Origin of the sequence: Chloroflexus sp. (genome assembly GCF_034432675.1) — a bacterium.
Taxonomy (GTDB): domain Bacteria; phylum Chloroflexota; class Chloroflexia; order Chloroflexales; family Chloroflexaceae; genus Chloroflexus.
In genome coordinates this window covers 1-17,746 of sequence record NZ_DAOUBI010000071.1, presented here as the reverse complement: position 1 = coordinate 17,746, position 17,746 = coordinate 1, and the positions used below count along the sequence as shown (strand labels likewise).

At 54.4% G+C, this 17,746-nt stretch carries 12 protein-coding genes; 3 read left to right on the top strand and 9 right to left on the bottom strand.

What is annotated here, in order from left to right; genetic code table 11:
• Positions 1 to 385 precede the first annotated feature (385 nt).
• Positions 386 to 1,447, bottom strand: a complete 1,062-nt coding sequence (locus VAE55_RS05565) for a sensor histidine kinase (protein ID WP_322814810.1) — start codon at positions 1,445 to 1,447, stop codon at positions 386 to 388.
• A 251-nt stretch (positions 1,448 to 1,698) separates the two neighbouring features.
• On the opposite strand from VAE55_RS05565, the gene VAE55_RS05560 reads away from it, so the two are divergent.
• Complete coding sequence (locus tag VAE55_RS05560) at positions 1,699 to 2,604, top strand: LysR family transcriptional regulator (RefSeq protein ID WP_322814809.1); 906 nt, start codon at positions 1,699 to 1,701, stop codon at positions 2,602 to 2,604.
• On the opposite strand, the gene VAE55_RS05555 is transcribed toward VAE55_RS05560, so the two are convergent.
• From VAE55_RS05555 to VAE55_RS05520, 8 genes are all read right to left on the bottom strand, one after another.
• Positions 2,591 to 4,831, bottom strand: coding sequence for an ATP-dependent helicase (locus VAE55_RS05555; RefSeq protein WP_322814808.1), 2,241 nt, complete (start codon positions 4,829 to 4,831; stop codon positions 2,591 to 2,593). The two genes, VAE55_RS05560 and VAE55_RS05555, sit on opposite strands and share 14 nt — an antisense overlap.
• Before the next feature lie 883 nt (positions 4,832 to 5,714).
• On the bottom strand, positions 5,715 to 8,042 hold the full coding sequence (locus VAE55_RS05550) for a sodium-translocating pyrophosphatase (RefSeq protein WP_322814807.1): 2,328 nt from the start codon (positions 8,040 to 8,042) through the stop codon (positions 5,715 to 5,717).
• Positions 8,043 to 8,269: 227 nt separating this feature from the next.
• Positions 8,270 to 9,154: an STAS domain-containing protein gene (locus VAE55_RS05545; protein ID WP_322814806.1), complete on the bottom strand. Its 885-nt coding sequence runs from the start codon at positions 9,152 to 9,154 to the stop codon at positions 8,270 to 8,272.
• Between the two features lie 143 nt (positions 9,155 to 9,297).
• On the bottom strand, positions 9,298 to 9,978 hold the full coding sequence (locus VAE55_RS05540) for an STAS domain-containing protein (RefSeq protein ID WP_322814805.1): 681 nt from the start codon (positions 9,976 to 9,978) through the stop codon (positions 9,298 to 9,300).
• Positions 9,962 to 10,162, bottom strand: coding sequence for a hypothetical protein (locus tag VAE55_RS05535; RefSeq protein ID WP_322814804.1), 201 nt, complete (start codon positions 10,160 to 10,162; stop codon positions 9,962 to 9,964). The genes VAE55_RS05540 and VAE55_RS05535 overlap by 17 nt, the downstream gene beginning before the upstream one ends.
• 15 nt (positions 10,163 to 10,177) lie before the next feature.
• Positions 10,178 to 11,023, bottom strand: a complete 846-nt coding sequence (locus tag VAE55_RS05530) for an STAS domain-containing protein (protein ID WP_322814803.1) — start codon at positions 11,021 to 11,023, stop codon at positions 10,178 to 10,180.
• 30 nt (positions 11,024 to 11,053) lie between these two features.
• A complete protein-coding gene (gene proS, locus VAE55_RS05525) occupies positions 11,054 to 12,496 on the bottom strand; it encodes a proline--tRNA ligase (RefSeq protein ID WP_322814802.1) in 1,443 nt (480 codons plus the stop codon).
• A gap of 203 nt (positions 12,497 to 12,699) precedes the next feature.
• Positions 12,700 to 12,945, bottom strand: coding sequence for a hypothetical protein (locus VAE55_RS05520; protein WP_012257195.1), 246 nt, complete (start codon positions 12,943 to 12,945; stop codon positions 12,700 to 12,702).
• A gap of 192 nt (positions 12,946 to 13,137) precedes the next feature.
• Between VAE55_RS05520 and VAE55_RS05515 the strand changes: the two genes are divergently transcribed.
• Together VAE55_RS05515 and pulA are read left to right on the top strand one after the other, a co-directional pair.
• Positions 13,138 to 13,710 (top strand): DUF1997 domain-containing protein, encoded by a 573-nt coding sequence (locus VAE55_RS05515; protein WP_322814801.1) that lies wholly within the window; start codon positions 13,138 to 13,140, stop codon positions 13,708 to 13,710.
• 118 nt (positions 13,711 to 13,828) lie between these two features.
• Positions 13,829 to 17,383, top strand: coding sequence for a pullulanase-type alpha-1,6-glucosidase (pulA, locus tag VAE55_RS05510; protein ID WP_322814800.1), 3,555 nt, complete (start codon positions 13,829 to 13,831; stop codon positions 17,381 to 17,383).
• Positions 17,384 to 17,746 lie beyond the last annotated feature (363 nt).

Below are 17,746 nucleotides of genomic sequence, written 5' to 3'. Positions count from 1 at the left end.
TTATTGTCGGTACTTACCAAGAGAAGGGGGTGCCGGAGAAGGTACCGATGTACTATGTATTGATGAAGATTTTGTTATTGTAACTGGTTACAAACTGTAGTATTACTATTTATCATAGTTTATTATTTCACAAGTCGGATCATTTTGTCAAATACATGAATATCTGAGTGCTACACATACTGTTCTGGAAGCAATAGCTGTAGAGGGTGTTTCGATAAGGCTATTGAGGAATGTTCCCGGTTCATTTGCCGGCACACCAGAAATATTATTCCAGGTTGTCATCTCAGATGCTTACGCTAGATAACATGGTGCGTATTACGGCCAGGTAGACTGAACATCGGTACCGGTTTGGACGTTGTGCATCCTGACAGCAATGTGAGAAATCTCACGGCAACGGCACGGTCGCCGCGACTCGCGTGCCACGTCCAAGAGCACTCTCAATACCAAATTCGCCCTGCAAGAGCACCTCGATCTGTTGGCGCATATTCGCCAGTCCCATATTCTTACGAGTACCAGCAGCGGCAATCGCTTCTTTGACCGCAAAGCCACTCCCGTTGTCTTCAATCAATATCTGGAGAATATTGTCGCTGTTTTCGAGCATCACACGGGCCTGGGTCGCACCAGAGTGGCGCACGACGTTATTGATGGCTTCCTGGATAAATCGGAAGATCGTTACTTCATAGTGTCCGGGCAGACGTTGGTCGAGGTTTTGCACCGTGAGGTTAACATCGATCTTGTGTTTTTCGGCAATCTGTGCAACGTAGCGGCGCAGCGTTGGCACCAAACCCAGATCGTCGAGGGTCATTGGGCGAAGATCGAAGATGAATTTGCGCGTCTCTTGCAGCGTATTGTTGACTGCTGTCTTAAGAGCAACCAGTTCGGCACGGGCCTGATCAAGGTCGCGGTCGAGCAGGCGCTGACAGATTTCAGCTCGCAGCACCAGGTTGCTCATCGCCTGGGCCGGACCATCGTGCATCTGGAGCGAGATGCGCAGCCGTTCACTCTCCTGCGATTGAATGATGTTGGCAATCATAGTTTGCGGATCAAAGGGGAGATCGGCGATCTTTGCACTCCGCGCCAACTCACTCACAGCCTGTTCCAGCAATTCAACGATTTCACTCAGCAGACTCTGCCGGTTACGTAGCGTTTCACGACGGGCCTGTAACTGATCAACTTGTGCCCGCATAGTCTGCAACCGCATCTGCACTTCTATCAGGGTGCTGAAGAAGGTTTTGATATCGGTTTTCTCGTAGCGATCAAGATTGACGTCAAGATCACGTACCCGGTTAGCTATTGAAGTTTCGCGCATCGCCAACCGATCTACTTCAGCCATATTCTGGCGCAGCAACGACTCTACCTCGTTGATTTCACGACGGGTGCGATCAATCTCTTCGCGGTAGGCCTGGATGGCGTTTGTGATGCGCTGTTGTAGTTCTTCGCTTGACACTGCTGATTCTCCTCTGCTGCCCGTGCAACCGGTCTCTCTGCTGCTCAGATTATAGACGGTTCAGCCAGAGGATGCAACGTTTTGCGTGCAACCTAACCCATCCACCCGTTAACCACGGTTACGATGATGTATCTAGTCGCGTGATCACGACAATGACATGTCTACGTCAATTGTCAAGTCCTAACACACATAACCGGCGGGATTTGGTATCATACCATGCAGAGTGTTCGCTAATACGGAAGGGTAAGAGTATGGAACTTCGCCATCTACGCTACTTTGAAGCCGTAGCCCGTCATTCACACGTGACACGCGCTGCAGCCGAGCTGCATATCGCCCAACCGGCGCTCAGTAAGCAGATCAGTCAGCTTGAACGGGAACTGGGTATTACCCTCTTTGATCGGGTAGGGCGTAGTTTACGCCTGACAGAAGCTGGTGAAGCTCTGTTACCGTATGCGCGGGCCATTCTCGCTCAGGTCGAAGAGGCGCGGGCTGCAATGGCCGAGCGCATTGGCTTGAAAGCCGGTCGGGTTAGCATCGGCGCACCACCAACCGTGGGTACCCATCTCTTGCCACCACTGCTCACTATCTTTCATCAGCGGTATCCTGGTATCACGTTGCGCCTACATGAGGCAGGTATACAGTCACTGCTTGATCTGCTTGAAGCCGGTATCACCGATCTGGCAGTTGTTGCGCTGCCGGTGGCCGATGAACAGTTGACGGTAACCCCGCTGTTGAATGAGCCGCTGGTTCTGATTGTCAGTACGACCCACCCACTGGCCCGGCGCAGTGAAGTGATGATGACGGAGCTTCGTCACGAACGCTGGATTTTATCCCCATCAAGCTATGAGTTGCGCGAGGCGACCTTAAAGGCCTGTCGCGAAGCTGGTTTTACGCCTCAGACCGTGCTGGAGGGTGGGGAAACGGAAACCCTGGTGCGTTTTGTGGCTGCCGGATTGGGGGTATCGCTGGTACCTGCCCTGGCCGTCGCCGGTTGTACTGATGTCGTGCGCCTGACGGTGTCTGACCAGCATCTGACCCGTTCACTCGGCCTGGTCTGGCGGAGTGATCGCACAGCTTCGCCGGCAGCCCGTGCCTTGCGCGAGTTTCTGGTCAGCGAAGTGCACCAACGGCCGATTGAGACCTTTATCCGTCCCTGATCTGCTCAAGGCGGGCAAAACTCGCCAATAGCCGGCGTTCGCGATCAGCAAAACGGACGGTCACCTCTTCATCACCTTCGATCAGGCGGCTGTCAACGACAATTCCTTCGCCGAAGGTGGCGTGTCGCACACGCTGTCCAGGGAAGAAAACGGCTTTTTGTGGTGTAGGGAGTGGTGCCTGGTTTTTTGAAGGACGTCGACTCTGCACAGACTGACCAGAGGTGCGGAACTGCCACGTTCCCCCAGGTACAGCGGGAATAGCCCGATAACCACGACGACGCACCTGCTGGACGAGTGGCGGTGGAATGTCGTTGAGAAACCGTGAGCGGGCACCGATATTCACCCGACCAAACAGGGTGCGTTTTGTCGCATGACAGAGGTATAAACGCCGTTGGGCACGGGTCATCCCGACATAAAGGAGACGACGCTCTTCTTCAATCGAGTCGCGGTTATCCAGCGACCGGCTGTGCGGCAGTAGTCCCTCTTCAATCCCCAGCAGAAAAACACAGGGAAACTCAAGCCCTTTCGCCTGATGGAGTGTGATGCAGGTGACCGTATCGCTGTTGTGATCAATCGCATCAACATCAGCAACCAGGGCAATTTCTTCGAGAAAGGCAGTAAGTTGACTTTCTACCGGCAAGTTGACATACTTCAATGCTGCATTTCGTAACTCCTGCACGTTGCGCCAGCGATCATCGGCTTCGTCGCTATCGTATTCGCTTTTGAGCGTTGCGCGCACGTCGATCCGATTGAGCAGATAATCGATCAGATCACTTAGCGCCATCATTCCGTGCAACTGATGCAGCTCACTCAGCAGGCGATAAAATTCTGTTAGTGCAGTACGCGCTCGCCCACCAAAGGGGTGGGAAATCGCATCATTATCCGCTATCTCGCGCAACGCCTGATAGAGTGGTAGCCCCAACATCCTGGCCCAGGCGATCAGCTCTGCAACGGTACGCTCGCCAATCCCACGCCCTGGCCAGTTGATGATGCGTTGTAGACTGACGCTATCGTATAGATTTGCTATCAGCCGGAGATACGCGAGCACATCTTTGATCTCTTTGCGTTCGTAGAAACGCACCCCTCCGACCACATAGTACGGCACACCCGCGTGAACGAGTGCCTCTTCAACCAGACGGGACTGCGCATTGGTGCGGTACATGACGGCGCAGTCGCCGGGCCGAGCCTTTCCTTCCGCGATTAAGCGCAGGATTTCATCAACGACAAACTGGACTTCGTCCTCTTCATCGCTTGCCTCGTACAGCATGACCGCCTCGCCTTTACCGTTAACCGTCCAGAGGTTTTTGGCGTATTTGCGTTGGGGGCTGGCGTGCATCAACGCCTGCGCAGCATCGAGAATTGCCTGCGTACTGCGATAATTCTGTTCGAGCAAAATTACCCTGGCATCGGGATAATCGTGTTCAAATTGCAAGATATTACGAATATCGGCGCCACGCCAGGCATAGATACTCTGTGCTTCATCCCCGACCACAAACAGATTGCGGTCGCGTTCGGCAAGAGCACGCACGATCAGATACTGGGCACGATTCGTATCCTGATACTCATCAACGAGCAGAAACCGGTAGCGCTGATGGTACTGATGAAGAATAGTGGGATGTTCCTGGAACAGGCGCACCGTTTCAACGAGTAGATCATCGAAGTCGAGCGCATTGCTTTCGATCAAGAGTTGTTGGTAGCTGGTATAGCAACGGGCGACAATCTCGTCGAAGTAGCTACGGGCAGTGCGGGCAAATGCCTCTGGATCGACCAGCTCATTTTTGGCTCGTGAAATGACCCCTAGAATAGCGCGAGGCGGATACTGCTTTTCATTGAGATTCAATTCGCGCAACACCCGCTTCATTATGCGTTCTTGATCATCGCTGTCGTAGATGACGAAATCGCGTTCACGACCGAGATAAACAATATCGCGCCGCAGCCAGCGCGTACAAATTGCGTGAAAGGTACCGATGGTTATCTCATGAGCAACGGTCTCGCCCACGAGTAGGTTCAGACGCTCGCGAATCTCACGCGCTGCCTTGTTGGTGAAGGTGACTGCCAGTATCTGAAGCGGATCAATCCCCGTTTCGGCGATCAGATAGGCGATTCGATGAGTAAGCACACGAGTCTTACCACTCCCCGGCCCGGCCAGTACCAGCACCGGCCCGGTAATGGTAGTCACGGCACGTTGCTGCGGTTCATTGAGGTTAGCTAAAAGATCACCTGTCATGTATCGATTTGGGAATTGGTAATACGTTCTGACAATTCAGGCACGAACAGTATAGCACACCTACAGTACTGGCAAATGTATTGTTTGATAATGGTATCAACTTTTGCCAATAATCAGCATCGTCCAGGTGTCATCCTCGTGTTGATGTGCTAGCGGGCGTGCCGACGGCGAGCCGCGTGGGTCGTCGCTGACACAGAAGCATCGGTTCAGGTGCATCTGCACTCAGGTGTGCTGCCAGGATGGTGACCGGATAGCATATCATCCGTTCGCTACGTCCAGCGGTGCTCTGAGATAGTCACATCACATCTTAACCAATACTTGGCATCAACGCGACGCCGAGGCTATCAATCGTTATTGGTCAGCCGCTTCACGGCATATTGCGGCGTTGTCTACGATGAACCGGCGCCTCGTGGGTGATTCCTGTCTATGCTCATGCATCCTAATTCACCGGGGTTACACACCGGGGTACATACTGCGCCCCCTCCTACCGGTGCGCACGGCGGATGCAGCAGCGTGGCCCCACGCCAAACCACGCGCCACGAGTAACGTAACCGGGAAACCAAATCCATGCCGGCGTGCAATACCACTCCGTGGTCAGCAGAAACATTGTTCCTCGTATCCGTGATCAGATCGCCATCGGCAGAATGGGGCGATCACGAGCGATAACCCTACTAAACCGGATTTGATACCAGTGGTGCGGCGAGTCGGCAAGATGAGACTATATCTCAATATGGAAAAGCCGATAGACAAAACCCCCCGTGCAGTTCAGCACAGGGGGTGTATTTATCGCACAGCCAAGTGGTTAGAGCCCATCCGAAAAGTGGGGCGAGATGACATCTCGCTCTACGAAAAGTGCCTCAGAAGCGATTTTTCGGATAGGTTCTTAATCAGCCGAAGCCGGTGCCTGGGCGATCTCCTTGAGTGACTCGCTCTCGCGCTTGCTCTGCCAGATAGCCCAGACCAACGCCGCACCACAGATAATCATAGCGATAATCACGCCAGGGCTACCGGGTTCAATAGTCACCACGATGGGAGCAATAATCAACGCGACCAGATTGATCACCTTGATCATCGGGTTGAGCGCCGGGCCAGCCGTATCTTTCAGTGGGTCACCGACCGTATCACCAACCACTGCGGCCTTGTGTGGCTCGCTGTGCTTACCGCCGAAATTCCCCTCTTCGATATACTTCTTGGCGTTATCCCAGGCACCACCAGCATTGGCTTGGAACACAGCCATCAACTGACCAGTCAGGATAATCCCGGCCAGGAAGCCGCCCAACGCTTCGACACCCAATGTAAAGCCGACGATAATTGGCACCATCACAGCAATCAACCCCAAACTGATCAATTCCTTCTGAGCGGCAGTGGTTGAAATCTGGACGGCACGGGCATAGTCGGGCTGCACTTTGCCTTCCATCAAACCCGGAATACGGAATTGTCGGCGTACCTCATTGACAATTTGTGCTGCTGCCCGCGATACGGCCCGAATGGTGAGTGCCGAGAAGAGGAATGGTACTGCACCACCGATGAGCAAGCCGATAAATACCGGTGGAGCAGCAACGTTGATCGATGCCAGCAATTCAATGCCTTGCCGGCCTTCATTGATCATTTGCTGCAAAACCTTGTTCACGTCAGTGAAATACGACCCATAAAGTGCCACTGCCGCAATCACTGCTGAACCGATAGCGATACCTTTGGTCACTGCTTTGGTCGTGTTACCAACTGCATCGAGATCGTCCATCACATTGCGGGCATTCTTGTCGAGGCCAGCCATCTCGCCAATCCCGTTCGCGTTGTCCGAGATCGGCCCGAAGCTGTCCATCGAGATGGTATTGCCGGTCAACAGCAACATCCCGATACCGGTCAGCGACACGCCGTAGAGAATAGCGGTAAACTGGGTAGCCGCCGGCTCACCGGCATAGATCAGAACTGAGGTAAAGATCGAGGCCGAGATCACCAGAATCGCCCAAACGCTACTCTCCATACCCAGCGCCAGACCAGAGAGAATATTGGTCGCCGATCCGGTCTGTGAAGCCTTAGAAGTCTCTTTCACCGGGCTAAAGTGGGTGCTGGTGAAGTATTCGGTCAGCTTATCCAACACAATTGCCAGCACCACACCCGACAGAGTGGCGAAGAACGGTCGCCAGTCAACTTCGCCGGTTGCTTCGTTCACCATAAAGACGGGCGTAGCTGCGGCACTGGCTGCAATTGCCAACCCGGCAGCAATATAGAAGCCGCGATTCATCGCAGCCATTGCGTTGCGCTTGCGCTCATCGGTGGTGACAAAGAGGTTGCCGATCACCGACGCAACAACACCAATGGCGCGCAGTACCAATGGGAAGATGATAAAGCGCAGATCGTAAGCCCCATCACCGATGGTACCAACCACGGCATCACCCAGCACCAATCCCAGGATCAAAGCCGAGACCAGGGTCACTTCAAAGCTCTCAAACACGTCGGCAGCCATACCGGCACAGTCACCGACGTTATCGCCGACCAGGTCGGCGATAACGGCAGCATTGCGGGGATCATCTTCTGGAATGCCGGCCTCAACCTTGCCCACCAGATCAGCCCCAACATCAGCCGCCTTGGTGTAGATACCACCACCAACGCGCATAAAGAGTGCGATCAGCGATCCGCCAAAGCCAAAACCAAGCAGCGCATCCGGAGCGGCAATCCCGAACACCATAAAGATTAGCGTACCGCCGAGCAGACCGAGACCGACCGTCAGCATGCCGGTCACAGAACCGGATTTATACGCCACCTGCAACGCTGGATTATAACCTTTCCGGGCTGCTGCAGCGACCCGCACATTCCCCTCTACCGCCACATTCATGCCAACGAAGCCAACGGCATAGCTGAAGAGCGATCCCATCAGGAAGGCTACTGCCCGCCCAATGGCTACCCAGAGCGTTGCCGCTTCCTTGCTGCCAAAACGTTCAACGGCTTCAGTCGTGGGGGGAATAATAAACACACTCGCTGCCAGCACAAATGTCAAAATCACGATCAAAATTGAAATCGTACGGAATTGTTGACTCAGATAGGCATTGGCGCCGGTCTTGATAAAACCCCAAACCTCACGCATTTTGGGAGTACCCGTATCCTGGGCGAGGATTTGACTACGAATGAAGAAGGCGTAACCGATACCGAGCAGTGAGATGACGAGAACGGCCCAGACTGCAAGGTTTTGGACGGCATTCAGATCCTGCATGATCCCAACTCCTTCGTTGCACGAATGCACGAACCGACGTACCTGCCGGCGCAGCGTGTGATACTACTTTCACGCTGGGCACCGGTTATGGTGAAAAAAAACCTTTACATAGACGTGGATTATTCTAGCATAGTCGAGTTACGATTGCAACGGGCAGCACAATCGCAATGTTGGGCAGAAACCGTGCGAAGATTGTGCGTTTATTTCTGAAGCCAGACAGAGCTGAATCATAATTGTCCATAATAATTATCGCTTCTCTTACGCAGAATCTGCCGCCCCAGACGTCGAAATGCCAGCTCGATCCCATTTTGCAGATTAGCGCCAATGAGAATGTGGCCGAGATCAACTCCAAGCTGTACGATGGTCTGGGCAATTTCCGGGCCAATCCCGACCAGAATCACCTGTGCCCCGATCAATTGTGCTGACCGTGCTGTTTGCAACAGGTAACTCGCGACAGCGGTATCAATCACCGGCACGCCGGTAATGTCAATGATCACAATGTCTGATTGACGCTCGGCAACCGTCGTTAGCAGGCGTTCCATCATCTGGCCGGCGCGGAAACTGTCAATCGCGCCAACCAGTGGCACGACAAGAATCCCTTCGTAAAGCGGAAGAATAGGGGTACTCAGTTCACGAATAGTTTGTTGTTGAGCCTCAATTTGATCGGTTTGGTCGCGAAGCTGGCGGTGCAATTGATCATATGTAAAGCTAAAACTGGTGACGATAGCACGTCTAAACTGCTCCAGCATATCTTCCACAGTACGCACCGTGTCAACGGTACAATCCGGGCGCTCAGCAGCAAAGGTCATCAGCGCGTCCCAGATGAGCGAACGAAAGATATCGACTGCAATCAAAACATCGCTGAGCAAAAAACCGGTATGGGCGCGCACTTCACCAAGTGCTTCTGCATATGCCAGCAACGGTAGCAGATCTTGAGTACCAATTGCCTCCGCTAGCGATTCGATAGTAGTTCCTACCGAAAGCGACAGCTCTTCCTGATCAAAGCGAGCATAACCGGCACTCTGGCGTTGCACCTGTTGCAACAGTGCCTGTTCCATTGCCGAACGCTGGGCCAACAGAAAGTCTTGTAGATCGGTGAAGATGTCTGCCACGCGACCTCCTTATCGCTGCACCGCATATTATATTACATTGTCAAAAAGAGTGCTAAATCAAACCTCACCCGGTAACGGACGCTTATCTGCGGAGTGTAGGGCAAGGTTCCTGTAACCAAACAGCGACAGCCTGAGATTGGCATCTATCGGTGTAGTGGTCTTATCTCATGACCGGTAAGCCGGAATGCCAGCTCAATCCCGGTTTGCAGAGTTGCTCCAACCTGGATGCCACTCAGGTCAACTCCAAGTTGCACAAGAGTTTGGGCTATTTCCGGGCCGATCCCGATCTGAATCACCTGCGTCCCAATCAACTGTGCTGCCCGAGCCGTCTGTAAGAGGCAATTTGCAACTGCGGTATCGATTACTGGCACACCGGTGATGTCAATAATCACGATATCTGATTGACGTTCGACGATTGCGGTGAGCAGACGTTCGATCATCTGGCCGGCGCGGAAGCTATCAATCACCCCGACCAGTGGCACAACCAGAATGCCTTCGTAGAGCGGGAGGATCGGTGTACTCAACTCACGAATAGTCTGTTGTTGAGCCGCGATCTGTGCAGCCTGATCATTGATCTGAAGCTGCACATCACGATACATAACGCTAAAACTGGTGAGTAATTCCTGTCCAAAAGCGTGAATAATATCTTCTAATCGCCGCACATGATTAACAGTCACCATCCGATATTCGCGATTGAATGTCTCTATTAGCTTCCAGGCAATGCGGCGCAATTCATTCAACGCACCGAACATATCGGCGGCAATGAACCCACTACTGGCCCGTGCCTTGCCAATTGAGCGGGCATGGTCAAGAAATGGTTTCAAATCGCCGGTTCCAATCGCATGGATTCAATGTCTTTAGCGACGTAGTTGTCGCTTGCAGCAACACGACCCGATCCATGGCCACATAGTTTGCATAGTGGTTACGAAGCGCATCAGTCAACCATTCAGCAGTTTCGACCAGGCGCACCTCGCAGAAGGCGACGATGTTAGCAATGACCTGGGGCATCAGCACCTCACCTGATCAGCCAATAGTATAGCCTTGCTGACTTAATGCCAGTTCGATACCAGCCTGAAGATTAGCTCCGATCTGGATTCCACGCAGATCAACGCCCAGTTGCACAATCGTCTGCGCAATTTCCGGGCCAATACCAACCAGAATCACCTGGGCGCCGATCAACTGCGCCGCCCGCGCCGTCTGCAAGAGATAGTTGGCGACCGCAGTATCGATCACCGGTACACCTGTAATATCAATAATCACAATATCTGACTGGCGTTCAGCAATGGCTGTTAGCAGACGTTCCATAATCTGGCCGGCGCGGAAACTGTCAATTGCGCCAACCAGTGGCAAGACCAGAATCCCTTCGTAGAGCGGTAGAATAGGGGTACTCAGCTCGCGGATAGTCTGCTGCTGCGCAGCAATCTGTTCGGCCTGATCACGCAACTCTTGCTGGAGGGTCAGCATTGCCTGACTGTATCCCAACAACAGTAAGCGGTTAAATTCGCTGATGGCATCTTCAAATTGACGCACATCAGCGATGGTCAGACGATCACTACCGAATTCGATTAACTCCTGCCAGCAAAACTCACGGATACCTGAGACGACGCTCATCATATCGTCAAGCGATAGCCCCATCCGGACGCGCCGTTCACCGATGTAGGGTGCCCATTCGTTCAGTGGACCAGCATTGTTGTCACCAAAGACAGTACAGATCGTCTCAACCGAACGTTGCAGGGCTGGGCGGAGTTCGTCAGCCGGGATTGTAGCATATCCGCTACTACTGCTCTGCACGGCGTGCAGCAAACGTACGCTTGTCTGCGGTAACCGTTCACGAATGAATGCAGCTAAGCTGCTCAGAATAGCACTCATGGTATTCTCCAACACTAAACAGGTACCGCATCAATAGGCACGGGCAAAGATCACCTGACGATCCGTTTCGCGACCGGTGTAAACACAGCGACCGACCGATCCCGGCTGCTCGAGCGGAATGCAACGGATTGTCGCCCGCGTCTCTTCTTGAATGCGCTTTTCATCAGCGGTATCACCGGCCCAGTACGCGCGGGCAAAGCCTCGTTCGATCTGTTCTTTCAATTCATCGTAGCTAGTGACATCCGCAGTGTGCGCTTCGCGGAAAGCAAGCGCACGCTGAAAGAGTGCGGTCTGCATCTCATTCAACAATGCCTCAATCCGCTCGGTCAGACCGGCCTGGGGAACGAAGCTCTTGCCAGCTTTACCGGGAATATCCCGGCGGGCGAGGGCCACCGTCTCTTTTGCCACATCTTTCGGTCCAATTTCAATCCGAACCGGAACACCTTTCAACTCCCATTCGTTGAATTTATAACCGGGACTGTAATTGTCCCGGTCATCAACTTTGAAGCGCAGGCGTCCCTTCCAGGCTGCGGTCATCTGCTCAACGGCGGCCATCACCAGACTGTGCTCTTCGTCGTTCTTGTAAATCGGCACTACCACCACCTGAATGGGAGCCAACCGTGGCGGCAATACCAACCCCTCATCATCCGAATGGGTCATAATCAACGCACCGATCAGCCGGGTACTCACTCCCCAACTGGTCGTCCAGGCGTATTGCATAGTGTTGGTCTGATCGGTAAAGGTAATATTGAAGGCGCGCGCAAAATTCTGACCGAGATTATGCGACGTACCGGCCTGCAAGGCCCGGCCATCCTGCATCATTGCTTCGATACAGTATGAACGTAGCGCACCGGGAAATTTCTCTTTTTCAGTCTTCAGCCCGCGAATAACAGGCACGGCCATCTCTTTTTCAACGAAATCGGCATAAACGTCGTGAAGAATGCGCAGTGTCTCTTCCTCGGCCTCGGCTTCGGTAGCATGCGCAGTATGACCTTCCTGCCACCAGAATTCAGCCGTGCGCAGGAAAGGACGGGTGCGCATTTCCCAGCGCATGACGTTGGCCCACTGGTTGTAGAGCAAAGGCAGATCGCGGTACGAGCGAATCCACTTGCTGTAGAAATAACCGATGATGGTCTCGCTGGTAGGACGGATAATATATGGCTCGGCCAGTTCTTCACCGCCAGCGCGGGTGACTTCGGCAACTTCTGGGGCAAAGCCTTCAACGTGCTCGGCCTCTTTCATAATAAAGCTCTTGGGGATGAGCAGAGGGAACTGCACGTTGGCATGACCGGTTGCCTTGATCCGATCATCGAGTGCACGCTGCATCAATTCCCAGATCGCCCAGCCGTGGGCCTTGACGACGATACAACCACGGACAACTTCGGCAACCTCGGCCAGATCAGCTTCCCGCACAATATCGAGGTACCACTGGTTGTAATCAACGCTCCGTTGGGTAATAACCTCTTTTGGCATGCCGTTCCTCAGGCTGATGATGATACGCTGTAAGCGTTACATTCTATTCATACTTCCTCTATTATAGCTGATATGGCAAAACTCATTGCAAAGCGGTTTTGTTGGCATACGGGAACTGCACACCATAATAAGGCGGTGACCAGATGGTCACCGCCGTCAGTTACTTTGAAAACACCTGTATTTATATCGTATGGGAAGGCCGACTACTTCTTCAATTCCTGCTGGATCGTTGCCATAATTCGGTCAACATCAAGTCCGGCTTCTTTGGCCAGGCGAATCTGTTCGAGCAAACGAGCCTGCGCTTCGGCCAGGCGACGCTGCTGATCAATCTTCTCCTGTTCGCGATCAGCTTTGGCCTGCTCTTCTGCCCAATTCCAGACCTGTTCCCAGAAGAAACCTACTTCGCGGAACATCATGCCAAAGATGCCGCCGCTCTCTTTCACTGACATGGATCGCTCCTTCCTGCGGCCAGCCCGGCTGCGAACTGTCATTGCGGTTCTAGTTGTATTCTATTACGTAAAAAGCAAAACGTCAATCCGGTTTACACTTGCACAAGGCGCACAGAGATGCTATACTGGCGGTAATTGATGTCATATATGAAAGTTGCGTCGGTTCACAAACCCCGACCACAAGGAGCGTCTATGTCGGCGCCCTACACACCCTCTGTAACCAACGAAGAGCAGCGCCGGGCCGTCGATCTCAGTGGTGCTGCGGTACACCTCTTTCGTTTTCGGGGGCCGCTCGATCTAGCTTATGAATATTTCTGCGATGTGCCGGCTGTCTTCAGTCTGCTCCCCGATGTGATTGATGTCTTCACCTATGGCCCTAACCGCTACCGCTTGCTCGTCGGAGCGACTGATGGCCACGGCCATGCGATGGCCGGCTACTTCGATGTGGCTGCTGCATTCGAGCCTCATCGCCTGATTCGGATTATGCCGGTTGATGATGGTCCGCCGATTGACTTTAGTGGTTTTGTCTTCCCAGGTCAGCTCTTTGCTGAGGCCGTGTTTTATCCCCATGCCCACGGTACCGATGTCGAATATACGGTTGAACTGGCAATGACCATCCCGGTGCCAAAGGTGCTCTGGTTTATGCCCGGCAGTGTGTTGCAGGCAATTGGCGAGCGGGCAATGGAACACAAGATGAACCATATGATTAGTGGTTTTTCGCGGGCCGTCGATATCGATTTTCACGCCTGGATCGGCAACGAGTAGCCATAATACCTCTCTCAAGCATTGCTTTAAGGCGAGCCGATGTCCTGTAGCGGCTCGCCAATATTGTGTTATACTATCCACAAATAGTTCCGCATTCAACTATCTGTAGAGGACGACTATGTGGCTCTCTGTCTGGCCGCGACGCCGCCTGTCAGCACTGTCGGTTCTGCTGTTGATCTGCTGGTCACTGGCCAGTTTTCCGGTCGCCGCGCAAAATACACCCGACCCGAAAACGGTCACTATTCCCGGTACCATCCAGAGTGTCCTGGGATGTCCCGGCGACTGGCAACCATCGTGTAGTATCACCTATCTGACCTACGATCCGGCGGTAGACCTCTGGAGCGCCCGGTTCGATTTGCCTGCCGGCGCCTACGAATACAAAGTTGCCCTCAACGACAGTTGGGCTGAAAATTATGGTCTGAATGCGCGCCGTGATGGGCCAAACATTCCCTTACAGGTACCGGCCCCAACCAGTGTGCGCTTTATCTACGATCACAAGACGCATTGGGTCACCGATAGCATCAATACCCCCATTATTGTGGCGGTTGGCGAGTTTCAGACGGCTCTCGGGTGTGCGACGGCCAACGATCCAACCTGTCTTGGCTCGTGGTTGCAAGACCCTGATGGTGACGGATTGTATACGTTTACTACCAACCGTATCCCTGCCGGTGATTACCAGCTCCGGCTGGCTATCGGCGAGACACTTGACGGCGCAATTGGTGAGGGGGGCGCCGGTGGACCGCCTTTTGCGATTACCGTTGCCGAAGGTGGTGAGGTCTATATCGGCTATAACGCAGGGAGTGGCGAAGTGACGATTTCAACTGCTGGGGCACCTAAAGGCGATATTTCGCGTGCCCGTGCCTATTGGGTTGATGCCGATACGATTGTCTGGAATGTGATCGGCACGCCACGTTATCAGTATGCCTTGTTCAGCGATCCAGGCGGTAATCTGAAACTGACCCCCGAAGGGGTGGTTGGTGGTCAGCGGATCGATCTCACCTTCTCGCCGGCTGGACCTGGCGAAGCGCTGAAGAAGTTTCCCCACCTGGCAGGATTTAGCACATTCAAGCTGCCACCACTCGACCGGGCACGTTTGATCGGGCTAACCCGTGGGCAACTGGTGGTGGCGATGTACGATGAGAATGGACAGCCACTTGATGCCACGCGCGTCCAGTTCCCCGGTGCTCTTGATGCTCTCTTCCCCTACGATGGCCCGCTAGGGGTCACGATTGAAGATGGCCTGCCGACAATCCGGGTCTGGGCACCAACGGCCCGTCAGGTGCGGCTGCACCGCTTTGCCGATTCCCAACCGGATACGCGGGCAGTGGTGCTGCCGATGACGCTCGACGCCGCGACCGGTGTCTGGAGTATTCGCGGTGAAGCGAGCTGGATCGGTCAATATTATCTGTTTGAAGTGGATGTCTACGTACCGGCTACCGGGCGGGTTGTGACCAACCTGGTGACCGATCCCTATTCGGTAGCGCTGAGCGCCAACAGTACTCGCAGCCAGATTATCGATCTGAACGATCCGGCATTACAACCGCCGGGCTGGGAGACACTGCGCAAGCCACCGCTGGAAGCACCGGAGGATGTGGTTCTCTACGAGTTGCATGTTCGCGACTTCAGCATTCTTGACGAGAGTGTTCCGGCTGACCTGCGTGGTACGTTCCGTGCTTTCACCGTTCGTGACAGCGTAGGGATGCGTCATCTGGCCGAACTCGCCGACGCGGGTGTTACCCATGTTCACCTCTTGCCGGTATTTGACATTGCCACTATCGAAGAGATTCGTGAGCAGCAGGTGTCGCTACCCTACGACCAGCTCCGGGTGCTCCCACCCGATTCGCCTGAACAACAGGCGTTGATCGAACCGATCCGTGATCTTGACGGTTTCAATTGGGGGTACGATCCCTTCCACTACTCAGTACCGGAGGGAAGTTACAGCACCAATCCTGATGGGCCACAGCGCACGCTCGAGTTTCGCGAGATGGTGCAGGCGCTGAATGAAACCGGCCTGCGCATCGTGATGGATGTGGTGTACAACCACACCAACGCCAGTGGTCAGAATCCTCGATCTGTTCTTGATCGAATCGTGCCTGGCTACTACCACCGTCTCGACGGCGACGGGAATGTCACGACTTCCACCTGTTGTGCGAACACGGCGACCGAGCATCGCATGATGGAGAAGTTGATGATCGACTCGGTGGTGCTGTGGGCGAAGTATTACAAAGTTGATGGCTTCCGATTCGATCTGATGGGCCATCACATGAAGGACAACATGCTGGCGGTGCGCGCAGCCCTCGATGCGCTGACCTTAGAGCGCGATGGGGTTGATGGCAAATCAATCATCGTCTATGGCGAAGGTTGGAATTTTGGCGAAGTCGCCAATAATGCCCGTGGTATTAACGCTACCCAATTCAACATGGCCGGTACCGGTATCGGTACCTTCTCAGACCGCCTCCGCGACGCAGCCCGTGGCGGTGGTCCCTTCGACGATCCACGGCTCCAGGGGTTCATTTCCGGCCTGGCTACCGATCCGAGTGATTTCCCGCAAGGGACACCGGATGCGCAGCGGGTCAAGCTGCTGGCTGAGACCGATTTGATCAAACTTGGCCTGGCCGGTAACCTGAAGACCTATCGGATGATCAATTACGAAGGTCGTCTCGTAACCGGCGAGCAGATCAAGTACCGTGGCGCGGCCGGCGGCTACACGCTTGATCCGCAAGAGCAGATAGTCTACGTTTCAGCCCATGACAACGAAACGCTGTTTGATGCGGTACAACTCAAAGCTGCAGCTAGTACACCCATCGCCGAGCGGGCACGAATGGCCCAACTCGGTCTCGCGCTGACCGCGCTGGCGCAGGGTATTCCCTTCTTCCACGCCGGTGATGAACTGCTCCGCTCGAAATCGCTCGACCGCAATAGCTACAACTCATCGGACTGGTTCAACCGGATTGACTGGCGTGGTCAGGAGAACACCTTCGGCTCCGGTCTACCTCCGGCCTGGGACAATCAGAGCAATTGGCCGATCATGGCGCCATTGCTGGTCAACCCAGAACTCAAACCGGACGCTAGCCTGATGCGGGCTACGTATGAACACTTCCGCGAGATGCTCCAGATTCGGCGCAGTACACCTCTCTTCCGCCTGCGGACGGCTGTCGAGATCGAGCGAATGGTCTCATTCTTCAATAACGGGCCTAATCAGATTCCCGGTCTGATCGTTATGAGCATCAGTGACAATGGCCCAAACCGACTCGATCCGAATATCGGGCAAGTGGTAGTCTTGTTCAATGCCCGGCCTGAGACGGTGACGATAACCATCCCCGAACTGGCAAATGGCGATCTGTCCTTACACGACGTTCAGGTCGCATCGAGCGATGAGCGGGTCACGCAATCACGCTATACCGCCGACGGTACCTTCAGCGTGCCCGGACGCACCACGGCGGTCTTTGTTGGGCCGCGACCGTTGGTACCTGCCCCCGCCCCTGAGCCGACGCCGACAGTAGCGGTGGAGCCGGCACCAACTGCCAGCACGGAGGCGACGGCGCCGACCACGCCAGCGCCTGCCGCACAGGGGGGCAGTGCGCCGGTCTGGTTGTGGGTTGTGCTCGTCGTTATTGCACTGGTTGGGGCCGGGATATTCGTTGCCCGGCGTCGTGGCGACGGCGCAAGGTAGTTCTGAGCGGTGACGGAAGTATCTGAGACGCACCGTGATGGTGCGTCTCTTCGTCTTTATGTCAACTCTTGCTCAAAATCGGGTATTGGTTCATGAGGGCGATCAGCGCACCGGAGGCGTGCGATCCCAGGGGATGCTGACCCGCCCCACCCTGCCCCGCCCCCGCTGGGCTATACATTACCCACATGTCACGCTGCGTTAGGTTGGGCTGCAAACACCTTCCGTAGCGCAGGCTTCCAGCCTGCGTGGAGGCATCCTCGCCTCCGCCGGCAGATGCTGACCGTGGCTGCTGGTGCGCAGGCACGAATCTCGTGCAACATAACCGTCTACGGGCAGGGATCGCATGCATGTCTGACCGACTCG